The sequence below is a fragment of the Paenibacillus sp. 01T431 genome, assembly GCF_056398625.1.
Map to the genome: position 1 here is coordinate 458,879 of NZ_JBFTPT010000003.1, position 19,177 is coordinate 478,055.

At 44.3% G+C, this 19,177-nt stretch carries 24 protein-coding genes; 21 read left to right on the plus strand and 3 right to left on the minus strand.

Annotation, left to right across the window (positions count from 1 at the left end; genetic code table 11):
• Positions 1-99 precede the first annotated feature (99 nt).
• Positions 100-1,692: a phosphoglycerate dehydrogenase gene (gene serA / locus AC1DM9_RS07285; RefSeq protein WP_076271374.1), complete on the minus strand. Its 1,593-nt coding sequence runs from the start codon at positions 1,690-1,692 to the stop codon at positions 100-102.
• Positions 1,693-1,932: 240 nt separating this feature from the next.
• Between serA and AC1DM9_RS07290 the strand changes: the two genes are divergently transcribed.
• Positions 1,933-2,259: a rhodanese-like domain-containing protein gene (locus AC1DM9_RS07290; RefSeq protein WP_441883363.1), complete on the plus strand. Its 327-nt coding sequence runs from the start codon at positions 1,933-1,935 to the stop codon at positions 2,257-2,259.
• A gap of 15 nt (positions 2,260-2,274) precedes the next feature.
• Here AC1DM9_RS07290 and AC1DM9_RS07295 read toward each other — a convergent pair whose 3' ends face one another.
• Positions 2,275-3,195: a hypothetical protein gene (locus AC1DM9_RS07295; protein WP_441883365.1), complete on the minus strand. Its 921-nt coding sequence runs from the start codon at positions 3,193-3,195 to the stop codon at positions 2,275-2,277.
• 111 nt (positions 3,196-3,306) lie between these two features.
• On the opposite strand from AC1DM9_RS07295, the gene AC1DM9_RS07300 reads away from it, so the two are divergent.
• The gene (locus tag AC1DM9_RS07300; RefSeq protein ID WP_477579218.1) at positions 3,307-3,900 is read left to right on the plus strand and encodes a lysostaphin resistance A-like protein; all 594 of its coding nucleotides are present in this window, start codon (positions 3,307-3,309) and stop codon (positions 3,898-3,900) included.
• Positions 3,897-4,130: a hypothetical protein gene (locus tag AC1DM9_RS07305; protein ID WP_076271370.1), complete on the plus strand. Its 234-nt coding sequence runs from the start codon at positions 3,897-3,899 to the stop codon at positions 4,128-4,130. Before AC1DM9_RS07300 ends, AC1DM9_RS07305 begins: the two co-directional genes overlap by 4 nt.
• Here the strand turns inward: AC1DM9_RS07305 and AC1DM9_RS07310 are convergent.
• Positions 4,120-4,977, minus strand: a complete 858-nt coding sequence (locus AC1DM9_RS07310) for a polysaccharide deacetylase family protein (RefSeq protein ID WP_477579220.1) — start codon at positions 4,975-4,977, stop codon at positions 4,120-4,122. The two genes, AC1DM9_RS07305 and AC1DM9_RS07310, sit on opposite strands and share 11 nt — an antisense overlap.
• A 177-nt stretch (positions 4,978-5,154) precedes the next feature.
• On the opposite strand from AC1DM9_RS07310, the gene AC1DM9_RS07315 reads away from it, so the two are divergent.
• From AC1DM9_RS07315 to AC1DM9_RS07400, 18 genes are all read left to right on the plus strand, one after another.
• Positions 5,155-5,478, plus strand: a complete 324-nt coding sequence (locus AC1DM9_RS07315; protein WP_477579222.1) for a hypothetical protein — start codon at positions 5,155-5,157, stop codon at positions 5,476-5,478.
• 203 nt (positions 5,479-5,681) lie between these two features.
• The gene (locus tag AC1DM9_RS07320; protein WP_339203296.1) at positions 5,682-6,296 is read left to right on the plus strand and encodes a genetic competence negative regulator; all 615 of its coding nucleotides are present in this window, start codon (positions 5,682-5,684) and stop codon (positions 6,294-6,296) included.
• A 136-nt stretch (positions 6,297-6,432) separates the two neighbouring features.
• Complete coding sequence (locus tag AC1DM9_RS07325; protein ID WP_477579224.1) at positions 6,433-7,683, plus strand: Glu/Leu/Phe/Val family dehydrogenase; 1,251 nt, start codon at positions 6,433-6,435, stop codon at positions 7,681-7,683.
• A gap of 15 nt (positions 7,684-7,698) precedes the next feature.
• A complete protein-coding gene (prsW, locus tag AC1DM9_RS07330) occupies positions 7,699-8,394 on the plus strand; it encodes a glutamic-type intramembrane protease PrsW (RefSeq protein ID WP_076271365.1) in 696 nt (231 codons plus the stop codon).
• A gap of 74 nt (positions 8,395-8,468) precedes the next feature.
• The gene (locus tag AC1DM9_RS07335) at positions 8,469-8,630 is read left to right on the plus strand and encodes a hypothetical protein (protein ID WP_179089937.1); all 162 of its coding nucleotides are present in this window, start codon (positions 8,469-8,471) and stop codon (positions 8,628-8,630) included.
• A gap of 103 nt (positions 8,631-8,733) precedes the next feature.
• The gene (gene ypeB / locus AC1DM9_RS07340) at positions 8,734-10,086 is read left to right on the plus strand and encodes a germination protein YpeB (protein WP_477579226.1); all 1,353 of its coding nucleotides are present in this window, start codon (positions 8,734-8,736) and stop codon (positions 10,084-10,086) included.
• A 58-nt stretch (positions 10,087-10,144) separates the two neighbouring features.
• Positions 10,145-10,801, plus strand: coding sequence for a flagellar brake protein (locus tag AC1DM9_RS07345; RefSeq protein ID WP_477579228.1), 657 nt, complete (start codon positions 10,145-10,147; stop codon positions 10,799-10,801).
• Positions 10,802-10,854: 53 nt separating this feature from the next.
• Positions 10,855-11,052, plus strand: a complete 198-nt coding sequence (locus tag AC1DM9_RS07350; protein WP_477579230.1) for a hypothetical protein — start codon at positions 10,855-10,857, stop codon at positions 11,050-11,052.
• Positions 11,053-11,223: 171 nt separating this feature from the next.
• Positions 11,224-11,892, plus strand: a complete 669-nt coding sequence (gene cmk / locus AC1DM9_RS07355) for a (d)CMP kinase (protein WP_339209675.1) — start codon at positions 11,224-11,226, stop codon at positions 11,890-11,892.
• 3 nt (positions 11,893-11,895) lie between these two features.
• Positions 11,896-12,474, plus strand: coding sequence for a lysophospholipid acyltransferase family protein (locus AC1DM9_RS07360; protein WP_339203291.1), 579 nt, complete (start codon positions 11,896-11,898; stop codon positions 12,472-12,474).
• Positions 12,475-12,555: 81 nt separating this feature from the next.
• The gene (gene rpsA / locus AC1DM9_RS07365; protein ID WP_477579232.1) at positions 12,556-13,791 is read left to right on the plus strand and encodes a 30S ribosomal protein S1; all 1,236 of its coding nucleotides are present in this window, start codon (positions 12,556-12,558) and stop codon (positions 13,789-13,791) included.
• 195 nt (positions 13,792-13,986) lie between these two features.
• Positions 13,987-14,631, plus strand: a complete 645-nt coding sequence (locus AC1DM9_RS07370) for a YphA family membrane protein (RefSeq protein WP_477579234.1) — start codon at positions 13,987-13,989, stop codon at positions 14,629-14,631.
• Positions 14,631-15,548: a YIEGIA family protein gene (locus AC1DM9_RS07375; RefSeq protein ID WP_477579236.1), complete on the plus strand. Its 918-nt coding sequence runs from the start codon at positions 14,631-14,633 to the stop codon at positions 15,546-15,548. Before AC1DM9_RS07370 ends, AC1DM9_RS07375 begins: the two co-directional genes overlap by 1 nt.
• Positions 15,541-15,720 carry a capping complex subunit for YIEGIA gene (locus tag AC1DM9_RS07380; RefSeq protein WP_076271357.1) on the plus strand — a complete coding sequence of 60 codons (180 nt, stop codon included), beginning with the start codon at positions 15,541-15,543 and terminating at the stop codon, positions 15,718-15,720. Before AC1DM9_RS07375 ends, AC1DM9_RS07380 begins: the two co-directional genes overlap by 8 nt.
• A gap of 77 nt (positions 15,721-15,797) precedes the next feature.
• Positions 15,798-17,120, plus strand: coding sequence for a ribosome biogenesis GTPase Der (der, locus tag AC1DM9_RS07385; RefSeq protein ID WP_441912615.1), 1,323 nt, complete (start codon positions 15,798-15,800; stop codon positions 17,118-17,120).
• A gap of 12 nt (positions 17,121-17,132) precedes the next feature.
• Positions 17,133-17,729: a glycerol-3-phosphate 1-O-acyltransferase PlsY gene (gene plsY / locus AC1DM9_RS07390; protein ID WP_076271355.1), complete on the plus strand. Its 597-nt coding sequence runs from the start codon at positions 17,133-17,135 to the stop codon at positions 17,727-17,729.
• Between the two features lie 34 nt (positions 17,730-17,763).
• Positions 17,764-18,774, plus strand: coding sequence for an NAD(P)H-dependent glycerol-3-phosphate dehydrogenase (locus AC1DM9_RS07395; RefSeq protein WP_430057889.1), 1,011 nt, complete (start codon positions 17,764-17,766; stop codon positions 18,772-18,774).
• Between the two features lie 81 nt (positions 18,775-18,855).
• Positions 18,856-19,131 carry a stage VI sporulation protein F gene (locus tag AC1DM9_RS07400; RefSeq protein WP_477510543.1) on the plus strand — a complete coding sequence of 92 codons (276 nt, stop codon included), beginning with the start codon at positions 18,856-18,858 and terminating at the stop codon, positions 19,129-19,131.
• Positions 19,132-19,177: the final 46 nt, after the last annotated feature.

Below are 19,177 nucleotides of genomic sequence, written 5' to 3' on the forward strand. Positions count from 1 at the left end.
TTGTAGAAAGCAGAAGATAATTCTTGTTGTTCGTGAAACAAAAGAAGAGCCTGCCGATTCATTCGGCAGGCTCTTCTCCTATATAGTAAACAAATTTATTTAAAAAAGTGTAATTTCTTTGGCTGTGTTTAGCTCAGGCATGCTTGTAAGCTGCTCAAGCACTTCCTTAGGTGTCGCTTTATCCACACGCAGAACCATGATTGCGGAGCCGCCAACAAGCTGACGACCTACTTGCATCGTTGCAATGTTAACGTCATTGTTGCCCAGAAGCGTTCCAACTCGTCCGATAATACCAGGCTTATCGTTATGCGAGATTAGAATTAGGTTTCCTTCAGGCGTCACATCAACTGGGAACTTGTCGATTTGGACAATACGAGGTCCGTAACCAGTGAGCAATGTGCCGGAAACAACACGTTCTTCTTTTTTCGTACGAAGGGACACGGTTACCAGGTTCGTAAAGTCTTTCGAAGCATGCGATTTTTGAACGACGATGTTTACATCGCGCACTTTCGCAAGGTGAAGGGAGTTAACCACATTAACCTGCTCTGCGCCAAGGTGATGCGCTAGAACGCCGCGAACGATATAACGAGTAAGTGGCTGCGTATCAACCTCTGCAAGCTCACCAGCATAACCAACAACGATTTCGGTAACAGCACCTTCAGTTGATTGTGCAATAAAGTTACCAAGCTTCTCGCCAAGTGTAAAGTACGGCTGAAGAATGCTTTGCAGGTTTGCCGGAATCGGAGGCATGTTAACTGCATTGATAAATGGCTCGCTGCGGAGAATGTGAAGCACTTGCTCCGAAACGTCAATCGCAACGTTTTCTTGTGCTTCAACAGTCGAAGCGCCAAGATGCGGTGTTACGATAATTTTTGGATGTGTCAAGAAAGGATGGTCATTAGCAGGAGGCTCCACTTCGAACACGTCGAATGCGGCGCCAGCGACAATACCAGCATCCACTGCATCAACCAAAGCAATCTCATCGATGATGCCGCCGCGCGCGCAGTTTACAATACGCATGCCGGGCTTCATTACTTCAAATTGAGCTTTGCCGATCATATGGCGAGTTTCAGGCGTTAAAGGTGTATGTACAGTCATGAAATCTGCACCTCTAACAATTTCATCCACACTAGCTAGCTTCACGCCGATTTTTGTTGCTCTTTCTTCTGTCATAAACGGGTCATAACCCAAAATATCCATGCCGAAGGCTTTTGCGCGTTTGGCAACTTCGCTGCCGATACGTCCCATACCGAGTACGCCTAGCGTTTTGCCGCGAAGCTCAACGCCTAGGAAGGATTTGCGATCCCATGTTCCATTTACTGTTTTCATGTACGCTTGTGGAATATGACGGGCTACCGCCATCATCATAGCAAATGTATGCTCACAAGTTGTAATGGTGTTGCCATCTGGTGCATTGATTACGATGATACCGCGCTGAGTTGCTGCGTCTAGGTCAATATTATCGACGCCAACACCTGCACGGCCAACTACTTTAAGCTGTTTGCCAGCTTCCATAATTTTTGCTGTTACGCGGGTTTGGCTACGTACTAGCAACGCATCGTATTCACCAATGATTGCAACTAATTCGTCTTCGCTGAGTCCAGGTTTTTTGTCGACTGCGACATCTGACGCATCAACAAGCTGCTGAATGCCCAAATCGCTGATTGGATCGGAAACTAACACTTTAAACATGTGAAGTATGCCTCCTAAAATGGGGCGAAGCTATTAGGCTTCGCTTAATATGAACAGAAAAACCCTCTACCCGGCACCGTTGTGCAGCAGCGGGTCGAGAGTTTGATCATCGAACTTAGACTTTTCTATTTTAAAGCAATGTGGTGGACAAAAGCAATCCTCAAACTTGCTGAATTGTGAAAATTTCGTTATGATTCAAGCATCATTAGCAACAATTTACGACATTGGAGGTCTTTATTCATGACGAAATGGCAGGATGTGACACCGCAATTTTTGCTTGATCTGCTGGAGAATGGACAAGTAGAAGCAAGTCAAATCATAGATGTAAGAGAAGAGTTTGAATGGGAGTTTTATCATTTGGAGACATCAAAATTAATTCCAATGAACACGATTCCTGTGCGTCTGAATGAGCTTGACGACACGCTGCCTATTTATATCATCTGCGCACATGGCGTACGAAGTGTAGCGGTTTGCAATTACTTAGAAGAAAAAGGCTACAGCAGCCTTCACAACGTTACCGGTGGGATGGCGGCTATAGCCTCTTTACAAGGGTTTCAATATGATTAACAAAAGAATTGGAATTTAATTTGTTTCAGGGTAGAAAAAAGGCAGCTGCGGCAGAAGTGCCTGTTGATAAAGCCTTGATTTGCTCTCATTGAAGTCACCTGAACGAACGGCTTCCGTATTAATCAACAAATCAACAACAGCAGATACGGAATGCAATTTTAACTTAGTTGCTTGTCCAGATTGGACAAGCTCATCTACTCGACTTGTTAAATCGTGCGGATAATAGGCAGTAAGTTTTTTGCGAGTCATTAGCTGATCAGCCATTACTTTGTTTTTTATCGTAATGTTAAAGTTTTTCCATGCTGACAGTTCCAGCAGAGCTGGAGCCTTGTATTCTGAAGGAATATCAAGATCTACCGTTGCTGACCATTTCAGCATAGCGGAGTAATATTGCTGCTGAGCGTTTAGTGCAAATTGAGCGGCAGAGAGATAGGTTTTATCTTGTTCGACATTTTTCATCAATTCATTAAAGGATAATTTCTTTGCACTAGCCGCTGCGTTGACAGCAGCTTCATTAAATAGTTTAAGACTTCGTATGTAACTAACCTGAGCTTCTCCGAGCAGTGGAGATTTTTGCATATCAATCGAGCTTGCTTCATCTGCTTTGGTGCTAGCAAGTCTTGCCAAATCTTTAAACATAGAAGTTGCTTCAAATGACTTTCCTTGCGATAATTTGTTCATAGCTGCGAACCATTCGTTTTGAAATTCACGATAAGGAAGAAATACAGTATGATAGAACGATACCAAGTCTTGTTGCTGGTAAGGGGTAGCTGAAGCGGTTGTTGTTTTTGCGTCATCTGCTTCATTCACATAGCGGGCTTTAGTCTTTTCAGTGCCAATTTGAATGCCATAAAAAAAGGCTCCAACTGTACAAATAAGTAGAAATACAAATCCAACACTGAATAACATTGCGGTTGTCGTTAATTTTTTTTCCATCTCTATCTCTATCTCCTTCTATGTAAAAAAATAATTCTGTCGATTTGTTCTACCAGTATAGGTGAAAAGGTCGAAAAAGAAAATATGAACGTTCCAGACAGGCGGGAAGCTATGAAGAAATTTGATATTCGCAATATTCGCATTCGAAAGGTGTCCGTTGATGAGCTAGATGACCGCATGCTGTTAATCAATTTATATGCAACGCAAGCATTTACTTTTATTATCGGTTTAATATGGGTTTTATTTCAGCATCAAAATGTGATTGCTTTATTTACGCCTCCAAAGGAGCTTGCTTTTGTTTATTGGGGTGCAGGCTTAGCAGCATCTGTTATCATAGTTGACCTGCTTATTTCGCGCTTTGTTCCAGAAGAGGCAAGCGATGATGGCGGAGTAAATGATCGTATTTTTCGGACGCGGAAGGTTTGGCATATTGCAGTTATTTCCTTAGTTGTAGCTATTTGTGAGGAATTGCTCTTTCGCGGGGCAATTCAGCATGCCATAGGTCCCTATTGGACAAGCATAATTTTTGCTACTATTCATGTAAGGTATTTAAAACATTGGATTCCCACCGGACTCGTATTTTCGATTAGCTATGGCTTAGGCTGGATTTATATGGAATCAGGTACGATTTGGGCACCGATTATTGCACACTTTTTGATCGATTTCATCATGGGTTTAATTATAAGATTCAGGAGGGAGTCATGAGCAGGAAAGAAAAGTTTGGAAATTCGAGAGCTTCAGCACAGCATGAAGAGACGGCAGAGCCGTCCATCATCGGAACGGATTCCAATCAGGGAGAAGCTCTGCCGCCTCGGCGAAAGAAACATCCTACACAAATGAATAAGGTTACTAAGTTTTATTACAATTTATTGTTCCTATTGTTTGTAAGTTTAGTTGGTGGACTTTTTTGGTATGGCTTAAAATTTAGCGAGTGACCTCAATGGTGGCTGGATCAATGAATCCGTAGCCTTTGTTCTCAAGTGAGGTGAGCAACTCATCAAGAGCATCGGCAGTCCATTGCAGCTCATGCATAAGTATGTTGGCGCCGGGATGCAGCTGCTCCAGCACATTTTTAATGACAACCTCAGGCTTGTTTTTGGCCGTTTTATCCCAATCAAGGGAACCATTTGACCACGTCATGTAAAGCATGCCGTGGTTTTTTGCAATTTCCTTGACCGTATCACCGCCAGAGCCGTACGGAGGGCGGAAAAACAATGGTTTTTTATCTATTAAAGCTTCGACATCTGTTTGAACATCGCCGATTTGCTGTTCCACGACTTCTTTAGCTTCTTTTTTCAAATCGTTATGATCCCAAGAGTGGTTGCCGATTGTTTGTCCGCGTTCATCAATGAGCTTCAACAAATTGGGATTTTTTTTCACCCGATAACCATTTACGAAAAAAATCACTTTCGCCTTATGTTTATCAAGAGTATCGAGCATGCTGGTTAAGACGGTTTCATCTTTTGGCCCATCATCGAAAGTAAGCAAAACAACCTTGCTCGATGTACTCTCCTCAATCGGTACGAAGCGATAGGCTTCGCTCATTCGATATAGTGCCGTTATGCTGGTTTCCTGATCACTCGAAGCGGTTGGCGTAGGTTCCTCACTCGTTACGACTGTATCAGCTTTTATTGCATTGTTTGAGCTTTGCGTAGTCTCGGGTACGGCTGCTGTCTCAGTGGCTTCAGTTGAAGACTGCAGGCTCTCGTTTTGCTGCTGCGCACTGCAGGCCGTTAGAAGCGACCCGAGAAGGAGAATGATTATAGGCAGGTTACGCTTCATGATGCTTGCCCTCCATAATTTTGATGTAAATGCTGCTGAAACGACATCATTGTATCATATTTGCCTAATAGAAGGATAAGGATGATTTCCTTATTTTATATGGAATGGCGCTTCTGCTTGTCGGTCAAACTAACAACTGAATACGCAAGATGAATTAGGAAAGAGGTGTTCGAGATCATGAGGTTAAGTGGCTTTTTAGTCGGTGGAATAATTGGCGCAGCAGCAACGGTATATCTCTCGCGCAGAAAGCCTGGAGCAGTATCATGGGCAGCACATGCGTTTTCTGACGTTTGTTCAAATGTTGCACGCAATTCTGTTGCGAAAATGATGAGTAAATCTGTGAAGGAAAATGCGTCTGCGCTTTCCCCAAAGCATTCAGACGATACCGCCGTAAAATCCGAAGCCGCTTGGGGACAAATTGAGGCTATCGTAAACAGCGATCCCTCATTGAAGAAGGAAGYGGACAAGATCAAAGCGGAATCGTCAGCCTTTTCCCACTAAGTAAAGCAGCAAGCATGCAGAATCGTAGGGACGCAAAGCAGAAATGCGATGCGATCAAACGATTCTTTTTTTCGTTCATTATTAGTGCAATCAGTGAAAAGACATGATAAAGTAGTTACATAGCATGATTTGGTCAATTTGATCACATCTTACTTAGAAATTCATACGCTATTACAACAGATGCTGCAGAGGAGGATCCTGTCATGAAAATCGAACGACTGAGCCAGGATAAGATTCGGATTTTCCTGACGTTCGACGACCTGCTGGAACGGGGGATCCAGAAGGACGACATGTGGCGCGAAATTCCAAAAGTACACGAACTATTCAGTGAAATGATGGATCAAGCATATAGTGAACTTGGATTCGATGCCAGCGGCCCATTAGCGGTCGAAGTGTTTGCCCTCCCCGCTCAAGGTATGGTAGTGATTGTCACCCGTGGCAAAATGAACAGTCATGCAGGCGATAGGCCAACTGAAGATGACGACACGGAAGACGAAATATACGAGATGGAAGTGACGCTTGAGCAAAGCGATATTGTTATGTACTCTTTCCGCGATTTTGAGGATGTCATATCGGTTTGCAAGCAATTGCTAAGCTCTACGCTTACGGAAGACGGACGACTGTACTCCTATCATGGCAAATATATATTAGCGCTGGAACCTGCTCTTATCGAGGCTTCCAGGCATAACGCTGTTATTGCATTGCTCGCTGAGTATGGTGAAGCAACATCGGTAACCTATGCCATGCTGGAAGAGTACGGAAAAGTGATTATACCCGAAACAGCGGTAAGGGAAATATGTAATCATTTTAGTTTTTAATCAAATGTACACGGATAGAGCATCTGCAGGCTGATTTTGTCTGTACGATGCTCTTCTTGCATGTAGCACGACATAATAATGGAATATACGAAGGAAAAGGCGCTCATATTAGATGTAGACAAAGGCGGTGAATGGAATGAGTGATAAAGAAGCAAACGATGTGTTGCATTCTACTCAGATTGTTATTGAAGAAGCGCTGCGCAGGCTTGGCTATGATCAGGATATGATTGATTTATTGAAGGAGCCCATGAGGCTTCTGACCGTCCGTATTCCAGTTCGGATGGATGATGGCAAAACAAAAGTGTTTACGGGGTATCGAGCACAGCATAATGATGCGGTAGGACCTACAAAAGGCGGTGTGCGTTTTCATCCAGCCGTCACGGAAAACGAGGTTAAGGCTTTGTCCATTTGGATGAGTCTAAAATGTGGAATTGCTGATCTGCCCTATGGCGGTGGTAAAGGCGGCGTTATTTGCGATCCAAGAACGATGTCTTTCCGAGAAATTGAGAATTTAAGCCGAGGGTATGTGCGGGCCATCAGCCAAATCGTAGGACCAAGCAAAGATATTCCTGCGCCTGATGTGATGACTAATTCACAGATCATGGCTTGGATGATGGACGAGTATAGCCGCATTCGTGAATTTGATTCTCCAGGCTTTATAACAGGGAAGCCGCTTGTGCTTGGCGGGTCCAAAGGAAGAGAGACAGCTACAGCCAGAGGGGTCGTTATGATGATCCATGAGGCTTTGAACATGAAAAATATAGACATAAAGGATGCGCGAATCGTCATTCAAGGCTTTGGTAATGCTGGAAGTTATCTTGCCAAATTCATGCATGAGGCCGGTGCGCGAGTGATAGGTATTTCCGATGTGAACGCGGCGTTGTATAATAAAGAAGGACTCGATATCGAATATTTGCTCGATCGTCGAGATTCCTTTGGCAATGTAACGAACTTGTTTACGAACACAATAACGAATGCTGAGCTGCTCGAGCTCGATTGTGATGTGCTTGTGCCTGCGGCAATCGAGAATCAAATAACGGAACAAAATGCCCATCTCATTAAAGCAACCATCGTAGTAGAAGCAGCGAATGGCCCAACGACGCTGGAAGCTACGCGAATCCTGTCGGACAAAGGCATTTTGCTTATTCCGGATGTGCTCGCGAGCAGCGGTGGCGTCATCGTGTCCTATTTTGAATGGGTGCAAAATAATCAAGGCTATTATTGGGATGAACAAGAAGTGGATGATAAGCTGAAGCTTATGATGATAGTGGGCTTCAACCAAGTGTATGAAATACACCGCACCCGTAAGGTCGATATGCGTCTTGCAGCTTATATGGCCGGTGTACGCAAAATGGCTGAAGCTGTACGCTATCGTGGCTGGGTGTAAGAAAGTAGGGGAAGAATGCTGTTGTTTTCCGTTTTGACTGCGGCTGTTGCGCCAGGCGTTTCGCTGCTTACTTATTTATATTTGAGAGATCGTTATGAAGCGGAGCCTATCCACATGGTAGCGAGAATGTTTGTGCTAGGCATTCTTGTCGTTGTACCGATCATGGTTATTCAGCGGGGACTTCAGCTTTGGCTTGGCGATCACTCGCTCATATTTGCCTTTGGCGAATCCGCAGGCGTAGAAGAGTTCGTAAAATGGTTCGTTCTGTATCATGTCATTTACAACCATACCGAATTTGACGAGCCTTATGACGGAATCGTTTATGCATCAGCCATTTCGCTTGGCTTCGCAACCTTAGAAAATGTCTTGTATGCCATTTACTCGCCTGCTACGTTCGGCACGCTTCTCGTGAGGGCGCTGCTTCCCGTTTCTGGCCATGCCTTGTTCGGTATAATGATGGGCTATTATTTAGGGAAAGCGAAGTTTGCTCCAAAAAACAAAACCGTCTATTTCTTAGGCATTTCACTTTTGCTGCCAGTGCTTCTACATGGTACTTACGATTGGATCATGATTACGTTGCGCACAAATTGGATGTATTTTATTATTCCGTTTATGATCGTGCTTTGGATATGGGGCTTGCGCAAAATGAGTCATGCGAATGCACGGTCGCCCTTTCGATTTATGGTCCGTGAAGATGAGATTAAACTGTAGTCGATCCGTCCATACTTACATTATATTGTAATGCCTGAAATGATGGCGTTCGAATAATGGCTGAGGAGGGGCTTATGGAGGCTGCAAGAATAAAGGTAACGATTAGATGCAATCTATGCGGAGAAAAATTTGTGCTTCGCGGACGAAGAGAAAAAGATTCGATTGATACTGGCTTTAAGCAATGCATTTGCAACAATGCAAATGATCTGGAAATTGAAGAGCATAGCGTTTTTTAGGGAAATACATGCAGTAATGACAAATAAATAGATGGATGCATAAAGCTCCCTTGGGCAAACCAAACTAAAACCAGGTTTTGCACAAGAAAGGAGCTTTTGTATTATGTACCGTCGACTCAGTTCAATTCTATTTCCCATTATGACAGTGCTGTTTATCGGCGCTGCCTACTGGGGTTATCAAGAGCAACAAGAGAAAAACGCAGTTTTGATAAAGGCTGAAAACCAATATCAACGAGCGTTCCACGATTTGACTAACCATGTTGAGCAGCTGCATCAGCAATTAGGCAACACGCTAGCTGTTAACTCCACCTCACAAGCCTTTCATCGCAAAGGGCTTGTCAATGTATGGCGTTTAACTAGCCAAGCGCAAAATGAGATCAACCAGCTTCCTGTATCAATGCTTCCTTTCAATGAAGCAGAAGACTTCCTGTCGCGCATTGCAAACTTTGCATACAAGACATCTGTTCGCGACTTGACGAAGCAGCCGCTTTCGCCTGATGAATTCAAGACGCTTAAGACGCTCTATACGAATTCACAGGAAATATCGAAGGATTTGTCAAAGATGCAGAAGGATGTGCTGAACAACCGTCTGCGCTGGATGGACGCTGAAATCGCAGCTGCCAAAAACGCAAGTGACCCCAACATTATCATTGACGGCTTTAGATCGGTAGACAAGAAGGTAAGTGAATATCCAGAAATCAATTGGGGCCCTTCCGTTAGCAGCATGTATCAGAAGCGTACGATTAAAATGCTTGGCGGAAACATGGTGACCGCTGAAGAAATTAAAAAAGAAGCGGCTAAGTTTACTGATGTTCCTAATGCTGACATCCGTGTTGTTGAAAATGCGAAAGGAACTGAATATGCTTCGTTCTCAGCGACGGTGAAAGAAGGCAAGGACAGTACGCTTCAAATGGATTTTACGGAAAAAGGCGGCCAGCTTCTCTACTTTTTGAATTCTCGTGATATTGGAGAAGCGAAARTGACTTTTGAAGAGGCAAAAGCATCGGCTGATTCCTTCTTAAAGAAACACGGATTTAAGGATATGAAAGCTATTAGCTATGACAAGTATGAAAACACAGGTGCATTTACCTATGTAGGTACACAGAACGGGGTTCTTATTTACCCTGATAAATTAACCTTGAAGGTTGCTCTTGATAAAGGGCAGACGGTAGGCTTGCAAGCAAATGATTATGTGTATCAACATCACACTCGCAAGATACCTAGTCCAACGATTACAAAAGCTGAGGCAAGGAAGGCGCTAAATCCGGAGATGAAGGTGCAAACCGAGCAAATGGCGATCATCTTCAACGATTTAGGCAAAGAGGCTCTTTGCTATGAATATACGGGTAATATGAACGGTTCGATTTATCGCGTATATATCAATGCAGAAACCGGCACGGAAGAATCGATTGAGGAAATGTCTCATGAAGATTCTAAGGCAGCTTCTGACAAATAACGATATGGCTCCCCTCAAATCGACGTGTTATAATGACATGTAAATGGGGGGAGTCAATTTGTTGCCAAAAGTGAACCAAATGCTTTACTATCAGATCGCATCGTCAGACGAAGAGGAAGCAGCGATTGAATACAAGTCCCGTATTGCCGATGAGCAAGAGGACGGCTTACTAATAGAAGTTCCAATCAGCGAGAAATCAGGAAGGTACAAGCGTCTTTTTTTAGGAGATGAGCTTTCTGTTTATTTTGTATCAGAGGATGGCATAAAAAATTATTTCGATTCACATGTCCTTGGATTCAAAGAGGATGGCGTTGTTAAACTCATAAAAATTCGCAGGYCTGAACTGGATCGCATTACTAAAGTTCAAAGACGCAGCTTCTTGCGCGTATCAGCTGAACTTGAGATTGCTGTTAAAATGTCAAGCAACATTCGGTTTGTATGTGAAACCGATGATGTTGGCGGTGGCGGAATCTCCTTTATATGTGATGGGAAATGGCAGATCGCACCTGAACAAGTACTAGAGTGCTGGTTGCTAGTTCCGTTTAAGAACGGGACCATTGAACATGCTTTTTTCCGTGGGGAAGTCGTACGAGTTGTCCAGCTTGAATCCGGAAGGAAGCAGGCTATGATTAAATATGTGAGCATCAATGATTCAGAGCGGCAAAAGGTTATCAGGTACTGCTTTGAGAAGCAGCTAGAATATCGCAATCGCTGAATAACATTCGTTTAATATGGAAAACTACCCAGAAAGAGGAAGGGGTTGTCCATATGACACGAAATCTGTTACATAAAAAAACAAACCGCAAAAAAATGATTAAACTAACGGATGAAGTAAGCAGCATATTGAAGAAAATCATCATTACGCTCGTTATTTTACTCGTATGCTCACAAGCAGCATTGCAAAATGATACGGTTAGATATTGGCTGACGGGTGTGGATCAGTGGGAAGGAACCCATATGAACTGACGCTCAGCTTTTGCATCTGCGTATATAGTGTGGTATAATTTTCACGTTCGCAGGCAAAGCCTGCTTTTTTCTTGAGAGGTTTGCGTCGCATTCTTACATGCATTCGGCCAGCCGTCTCTACTAAAAGGGGGTTGACCTTAGGTGGTGCATCACGAAGGTGACAGCGACCGTATGAACATTGCAATTGACGGGCCGGCAGGCGCGGGCAAGAGCACGGTTGCACGGAAAGTCGCCGAGCAGCTTGGCTATGTGTATATCGATACAGGCTCTATGTATCGCGCAGTAACACTAAGCGCCCAGCGAGCAGAAGTAAAGGTGGACCAGACAGCCAAACTTGCTGAACTAGTAAAAGCATTAGAGATTGAGCTTGAGCCTGGTGAACATGGCCAGTCGGTATTTGTGAATGGTGAAAATGTAACCGCATTGATTCGCTCGCGCGAAGTGACGCTTCAAGTGTCTCATATTGCTGCGAATGAAACGGTACGTGAAGTTCTTGGCGACTTGCAGCGCAAGCTTGCAGAGCGTAAAGGCGTCGTAATGGATGGCCGTGATATTGGTTCACATGTGCTGCCAAATGCGGAACTGAAAATTTTTCTGACTGCATCCGTTAAGGAACGGGCACTTCGCCGTTACCGTGAAATAGTGGACACTCAAACCATTTCGCTTGCCCAATTGGAAGCGGAGATCGCAGAACGTGATCGTTTGGACGAGCAACGTGACATCTCACCGCTCATATGTGCGGAGGATGCTATTGTACTCGACAGCACCGCCATGACAATTGATGAAGTCATTCATGCAATTGTGAAATTAAGCCGAACCAAATTGGCGGAGGCGAAGTAAACTATGTCATATCTTATTTTTAGGTTTCTCCTGCGTGTTATTTACACGGTGTTATTTCGATTAGAAGCTAGAGGCACGGAAAATATTCCAGCCGACGGACCTGTTGTCCTCGCTTCGAATCATTTGAGTAACTTTGATCCGCCTACGGTTGGAGTCAAGGTGAAACGCAAGGTTTATTTTATGGCGAAAGAGGAATTATTTAAAGTTCCCGTATTTGGGCCTCTTATTCGTTCGTTTGGCGCGTTTCCAGTCAAACGCGGCGGTGTGAGCAAGGACGCTATCAAGTCTGCGATCACGTTGCTGAAAGAAGGCAATGTCATGGGTATTTTTCCGGAAGGCTCTCGCAACAATCAATCTGGAGCAGCCAAGAAGGGTGCAGCCATGATTGCTGTTCGCAGCGGCGCAGCAGTCGTTCCTGTTGCCATTGTCGGTAAATATAGACCATTCAGCAAAATAATCGTTTGTTACGGCAAGCCTATTGATCTTACTGCAATTATTGAAGAATCATCGCCTGATATGCTTGAGCAAGTAACAGACGCCATTATGGCTCGCATTCGCGAGTTAGCTGCAAACAATCGTTAATTTATGTTTTAAATGCTGCTTTCGCTCTAGGCGCTTGCGGATTTAAATAAAGTTGGGGTTAGAACTGAGGAGGTTATTTCAATGTCAGAAGAAACTAATGTGCAAGAATCCGTGGCGGAAGAAGTAAGCCAAGACGCTTTGGATAATTTCGTGTCTTTGAAAAAAGGCGATTCCGTTAAAGGTACGATCGTCAAAATCGAAGATAACCAAGCTTATGTAAGCCTTGGATATAAATATGACGGTGTTATTCCGGTTCGTGAGCTTTCTGCAGTGCAGATTGAAAACGCAGCGGATGCTGTTCAAATCGGTCAAGAGGTTGAGCTTAAAGTTGTAAGCATCGACGACGAGAAAGAAAAGCTTGTTCTTTCAAAACGTCAAGTTGACGGCGAAAAAGCATGGGATGTTCTTGAAAAACGTTTTGAGAGCGGCGAAGTATTTGAAGTTGCTGTTGCTGACGTTGTAAAAGGCGGCCTTGTTGCTGACGTAGGCGTTCGCGGATTTATTCCAGCATCGATGGTTGAGCGTCATTTCGTTGAAGATTTCGCAGGTTACAAAGGTCGCACGCTTCGCGTTAAGATCAAAGAAATCGATCGTGAGAACAACAAAGTGATCTTGTCTCAAAAAGAAGTACTTGACGCTGAATTCGAATCAAGCAAAAAGCAAGTTATTGCTGCGCTTGAAGTAGGTCAAGAACTTGATGGTACGGTTCAACGTCTTACACCATTCGGCGCTTTTGTTGATATCGGTGGCATTGACGGCCTAGTTCACGTATCCGAGTTGTCATGGCAGCATGTTGCACATCCGAAGGATGTAGTTTCTGAAGGTCAAGCGGTACGCGTTAAAGTACTTAAAGTTGATCCAGCTGCTGGAAAAATCAGCCTTAGCTTGAAAGCCGCTCAACCAGGTCCTTGGGATTCTGCTGGTGGTCAATTTGCAATTGGCGATATCGTAACAGGTACTGTTCGCCGCCTAGTTCCATTCGGCGCTTTCGTTGAAATCGCTCCAGGCGTTGAAGGTCTTGTTCACATCTCGCAAATCGCACACCGTCACATTGCTACACCTAACGAAGTTCTTCAAGAAGGCCAAGAAGTTCAAGCGAAAGTTCTTGACTTTAACCCTGCTGAAAAACGCATTAGCCTAAGCATCAAAGAAACAGAAGAAGCGCCTGAGCAACCAGCTCCTAGCGCTAGACCTGATCGTGCACCACGTTCACCAAAAATCGAGAAAATCGATAACCCGAATGTAAGCTTGAGCAATGAGAGCATGAGCTACTCACTCGCAGAGCGTTTCGGCGACAAGCTTAAAAACCTTAAATAATATTTTTTTATATCAATCAAAAACGCCTACAGCGTCCTCTGGATGCTGAGGCAGCTTTGACGGAGAAATGTAAGATAAGTAGAAGCAAATGATATACTTTCTTATATTTACAAAAAGGAGCTATTTCTGCGAAAACTTGCAGGAATAGCTCCTTTTTTTTGGTGCATAATAGGGGGTACAAGAGGTGAGATAACGTTGAATCCCGGATATATGTCGATTTGGATTATGATTATTATGTTTATCCTTATTACGACAGGCTGGAAGCCGTTTATAGCTCCCGATATTAGCCGTCGTATGTTGTCGCTTCTTAGCATTGCGTTAATCGCACTGATGGGTGTTTCGTTTTGGTGGAAGCCGTTACAAGGCCATATTCAGGTCGAGCTCCATATGAGTGTTTGTCTTCTATTGCTGTTAGGCATACTCGCATTTAAGAAAGCCGAGGATTGGAGTTATCTAGGGTACTTAATATTGTGTACAATAATGATTGCTGTCATATGGGGTTTCATCCGCAAAATGTATAGCTTTGATCCCGTTTTTCATTGGATTGATCCGAGCTGGGATGCTCCTTTGCTTTGTGGAATTTTTTGCGGCGCGTTTACCTCGCATGTAAAACATCAATTTGGGATGATCGTCTGGGGAGCGGTACTTGGCGAAACGTTAAACACAGCCCTTCAATTTGGAGCACACACCGCTCATATTGGCAATTTAGCTTGGTGGGACAGTTTTTGGATTGCGCTGGCTACAGCTATGACTTGCAGTTTGCTGCTAAAATCGGTTCGATTCGTGTTTTCCAAGCTTAGCGTAATACTTTGGCATATAAAGGGAGGACGTCCATCCTAATGCAGCATTATCTCGTTGAAAACAAATATTTGGTCGGTGTTCTCCTTGGGATTGCCTTTGGGCTTATCTCACGCTTGCTCATGCTTAGAACGGATTATCGCCAGTATCCAACTTATCCTCATGGTCGAATCATCCACATATCATTAGGTGTAATTGCAGCGGCATTAGGAGCTGTTGCTGTGCCGGCGTTATTTAACAAAGATTACACTGCTATTACTTTCCTTACATTAGCTGCACAGCAATTTAGAGATGTGCGAAAAATGGAACGCGAAACGTTGACGAAAATCGACAGTATGGAGCTGGTAGGACGCGGTTCGACATATATTGAAGGAATCGCCATGGTCTTTGAAGGGCGAAATTACTTAGTTATTATGACGGCATTGCTTACAAGCCTATTTGGGATATTAGTAAATATATGGGTAGGGATGATAGCGGGAGTTATCTCGCTCATAGTCGTTGAGAAGCTGAAATCAGGCAAAGCTGTCTCCCATATTGCTGAGGTGCAAGCCGCGAAGGTTCGAGTGGATGGCCCGGATTTGTTTGTTGATAACGTTTATATTATGAACGTAGGTTTGAAGAGCAACCAAGAAATCATTGCTGCGCGTGGCATGGGGTTTATTTTGACTCCCTTCAACTCAAACGGCAAAGTTACTTTAAGCAATCTTGGTCAACGGCAAGCTATTCTTTACGATTTGGCTACGATTTTAGGGGTATATCGCGATGATGGAGAGCCTGCTTTAATTCCTATGGCGAAGCTGGATATGAAGGATGGACGATTGGCTGTATTTATATTGCCACAGGAGTTGGATGCAGATAAAGGGAAAGCAGTTATCATGCGAGTGCCGATTTTGGAATCTGCTGTTCGCATGCCGACAGAAGCATCTGTGAACAAGAAAGGGGCAGAGGAAAATGGCTGAAATCTTAGCTGTAGTATCCATTCATGCAGATGCGGTTAGTGGCGGAGCGCCGATTTTTATTGCAGAAAATGTAGATAAATTGGAAGAAACCTCGTTTCTGCTCGAGAAGATTTTGGATGCGAGTGCGCATGATTTAAAGAACGGTACAATCATACTGGTCAATCACCGATAATATGAAAAGTTAGCCAAGAACGCACTTTTTTGCTATGATGGATAGCGTGAGTATTTTTGAAGGAGTGGAAAACAAACATGGCAAGACCCGTTATCGCTATTGTCGGTCGTCCGAATGTGGGGAAATCCACGATTTTTAATCGGGTCATCGGCGACCGTCTAGCAATTGTTGAGGATAAACCGGGCGTCACTCGTGACAGGCTTTATGGCACCGGAGAATGGAATGGAAAACCGTTCAGCATTATTGATACTGGCGGTATTGAAATCGATGGCGAAGATGAAATTATGAAATCTGTGCGTATGCAGGCTGAACTCGCAATTGAAGAAGCAGATGTAATTATCTTTATGGCGGATGCGAAAACAGGCTTGACGCATGCGGATGATGAAGTTGCTCAAATGCTATTCCGTTCGGGCAAGCCCGTTGTGCTTGCAGTTAATAAAGTTGATAATCATGGCCGCATGGATGAAGTTTATGAGTTTTATGGACTTGGCTTTGGTGAACCAATCGCAATTTCCGGATCGCATGGACTAGGTATCGGTGATCTGCTTGATGCTGCTGTCGCTTTGCTTCCGGATCTAACCGATGATGGCTACGATGAGGATGTCATCCGTGTTGCATTAATCGGCCGTCCTAACGTTGGGAAATCATCTCTAGTGAATGCACTGCTTGGCGAAGACCGTGTAATTGTAAGCAATGTAGCGGGTACGACTCGTGACGCCATTGATACACCTTTCGAGCGTGATGGGCAGCGTTATGTGCTCATTGATACAGCCGGCATGCGTAAACGCGGCAAAGTGTATGAGTCCACAGAGAAGTACAGCGTAATGCGTGCGATGAAAGCGATTGAACGCGCAGATGTTGTTCTAGTGCTGATTAACGGTGAAGAAGGCATCATCGAGCAGGACAAGCATATTGCTGGTTATGCTCATGAAGCAGGAAAAGCATCGATATTTGTTGTGAACAAGTGGGATGTCATCGAAAAAGACGAGAAGACCATGCAAAACTTCTCGCAAAATATTCGTGATCATTTCTTGTTCATGTCTTATGCACCGATCGTTTATTTATCAGCATTAACCAAAACGCGTTTGCATAAGCTGTTGCCTGTTGTTAAGCATGTTTCTGAACAGCATGCAATGCGCATTCAGACTCATCTTCTTAATGACGTCATTTCGGATGCAGTAGCGATTAATCCGCCGCCATCCGACAAAGGCAAGCGTCTACGCATCAACTATGTAACGCAAGTAGCGATCAAACCTCCAACGATTGTTGTTTTTGTCAATGATCCGGAAATTATGCATTTCTCGTATGAGCGCTATTTGGAAAATAAAATTCGTGCTGCATTTAATTTTGAAGGGACTCCTATACGCATATTCTCGCGTCGTAAGTCCGAAGAAGATTAGGGGAGAAGTAGCTTGTTATACGGAGTAATCGCGGTTGCTTTAAGCTATTTGTTAGGCTCAATTTCATTTAGCATCGTTATTGCCAAATGGGTGAAAGGTATCGATATACGTCAGCACGGCAGCGGAAACGCTGGTGCTACGAATACACTCAGGGTGCTCGGCAAAGGGCCGGGCTTACTGGTGTTTTTACTCGATATCGGCAAAGGGGTAGCAGCTGTATTTATTGGCCGCGCTCTTAGTGAAAACGACTGGATTCCAGTTTTGTGCGGATTAGCCGCAATCATAGGCCATAACTGGCCGATTTGGTTCCGCTTTAAAGGAGGCAAAGGCATTGCAACGACTGTAGGTGTCATTGCGACCCTTGCTTTCGTGCCTGCACTTTGTGCAGGAGCCATTGCCATTGCGACAATTGCTTTGACCAGATACGTATCGCTTGGCTCATTATTGTTTGCTGCTTTAACGCCATTATTTATTACTTTGTTCTATTATTCGGTTCCTTTACTTTGTGCAAGTCTTCTGATATGTATTTTTGCATTCGTACGCCATCGGTCGAATATTGTAAAGCTGTTTCAAGGAACAGAAAACAAGTTAGGTGCAAAGAAAGGGTAGTGAGCGTCGCATGACAAAGCAGGATTCATCAACAATGAAAAATGCGGCAGTGCTGGTTGCTGGAAGTTGGGGCACTGCTCTTGCTTCTGTACTCGCGAGAAATGGCTATCATGTAAAGCTATGGACGCGCAGTACCGAACAAGCGGAGAACATTAACCTCAGCCATGAGAATAGCAAGTTTTTGCCTGGTGTACAGCTTCCTGAGCTAATCCATGCAACTACGGATTTAAAGGATGCACTGCAGGATGCTGAGCTCGCTTTGTTCGTTGCGCCTTCTGGTGCAATGCGCGAGGTAGCTAAGCAAGCGGCACCGTTTCTATCGGATAAGACACTTGTTGTTCATGCAACAAAGGGCTTTGAAACGGATACGTTGAAGCGGATGACGACAGTACTTTCGGAAGAACTAGGTCGACCGATGGAACAGCTTGTTGTTTTATCAGGACCAAGCCATGCTGAAGAGGTTATTTTGAAGCAGCCTACTACAGTAGTTGTTGCTTCAACTGATTTGAAAGCAGCTGAGCAGGCCCAGGATGCGCTCATGAATACGCATTTCCGAGTGTATACAAATCCGGATGTCGTTGGTGTGGAAGTGGCTGGAGCCATCAAAAACATTATCGCATTAGGTGCAGGCTTGACGGACGGGCTTCAGTTTGGCGACAATGCCAAGGCTGCTTTATTAACTCGGGGCCTAGCGGAGATCAGCAGGCTTGGAACGGCAATGGGGGCGAATCCGCTCACTTTTGCTGGATTAGCTGGCGTAGGCGATCTTGTCGTTACTTGCACAAGCAAGCACAGTCGAAATTGGCGTGCTGGCTACATGCTTGCAGATGGCACGCCTCTAGATGATGTGCTCACTCGGATGGGAATGGTCGTAGAAGGTGTTCGTACGACGCGTGCGGCTTACAGTTTAGCCAAAGAGTACGATGTTGAGATGCCAATTACGTTTCAGTTATATGAGGTATTGTTTGCGAACAAAGCGCCTAGGACTGCCGTTGAGCATTTGATGGGCAGGCTGCGGACGCATGAGATCGAAGAGTTAGGCTAAGGACCAGCGCCTACACCAATCTTCTTGCCTTCTCATATGATGCATGGAGCAATACACATGCGCATGCTGGAGGTGTAGAGTATGGCGAGGGATTTCTCCAAGGACATTCTTAATTCGATCAATAAAAAGACGGGCAAAGGAATTTCCGAGAGCTCAGTCAAAAAGCTTGCCAGCGGAGTTACAGCACAGACGATGACTGACGAAGCTGAGCTTCGCAAGCTGATTAAGCAAGTGTCGGAAGTGGCTAAGGTCAAGGTTACGGAATCTACGATTAATGATATCGTAAAAGCTGTCAAAGCCAGCGGCATGAGCGCCAGCAATATGGAAGCAATCATGAAAATGATGATAAAAAAATAAAAAATTGCGGCAAAAGCGTGGAGCGCCCCGAATATTTTATTCGGCA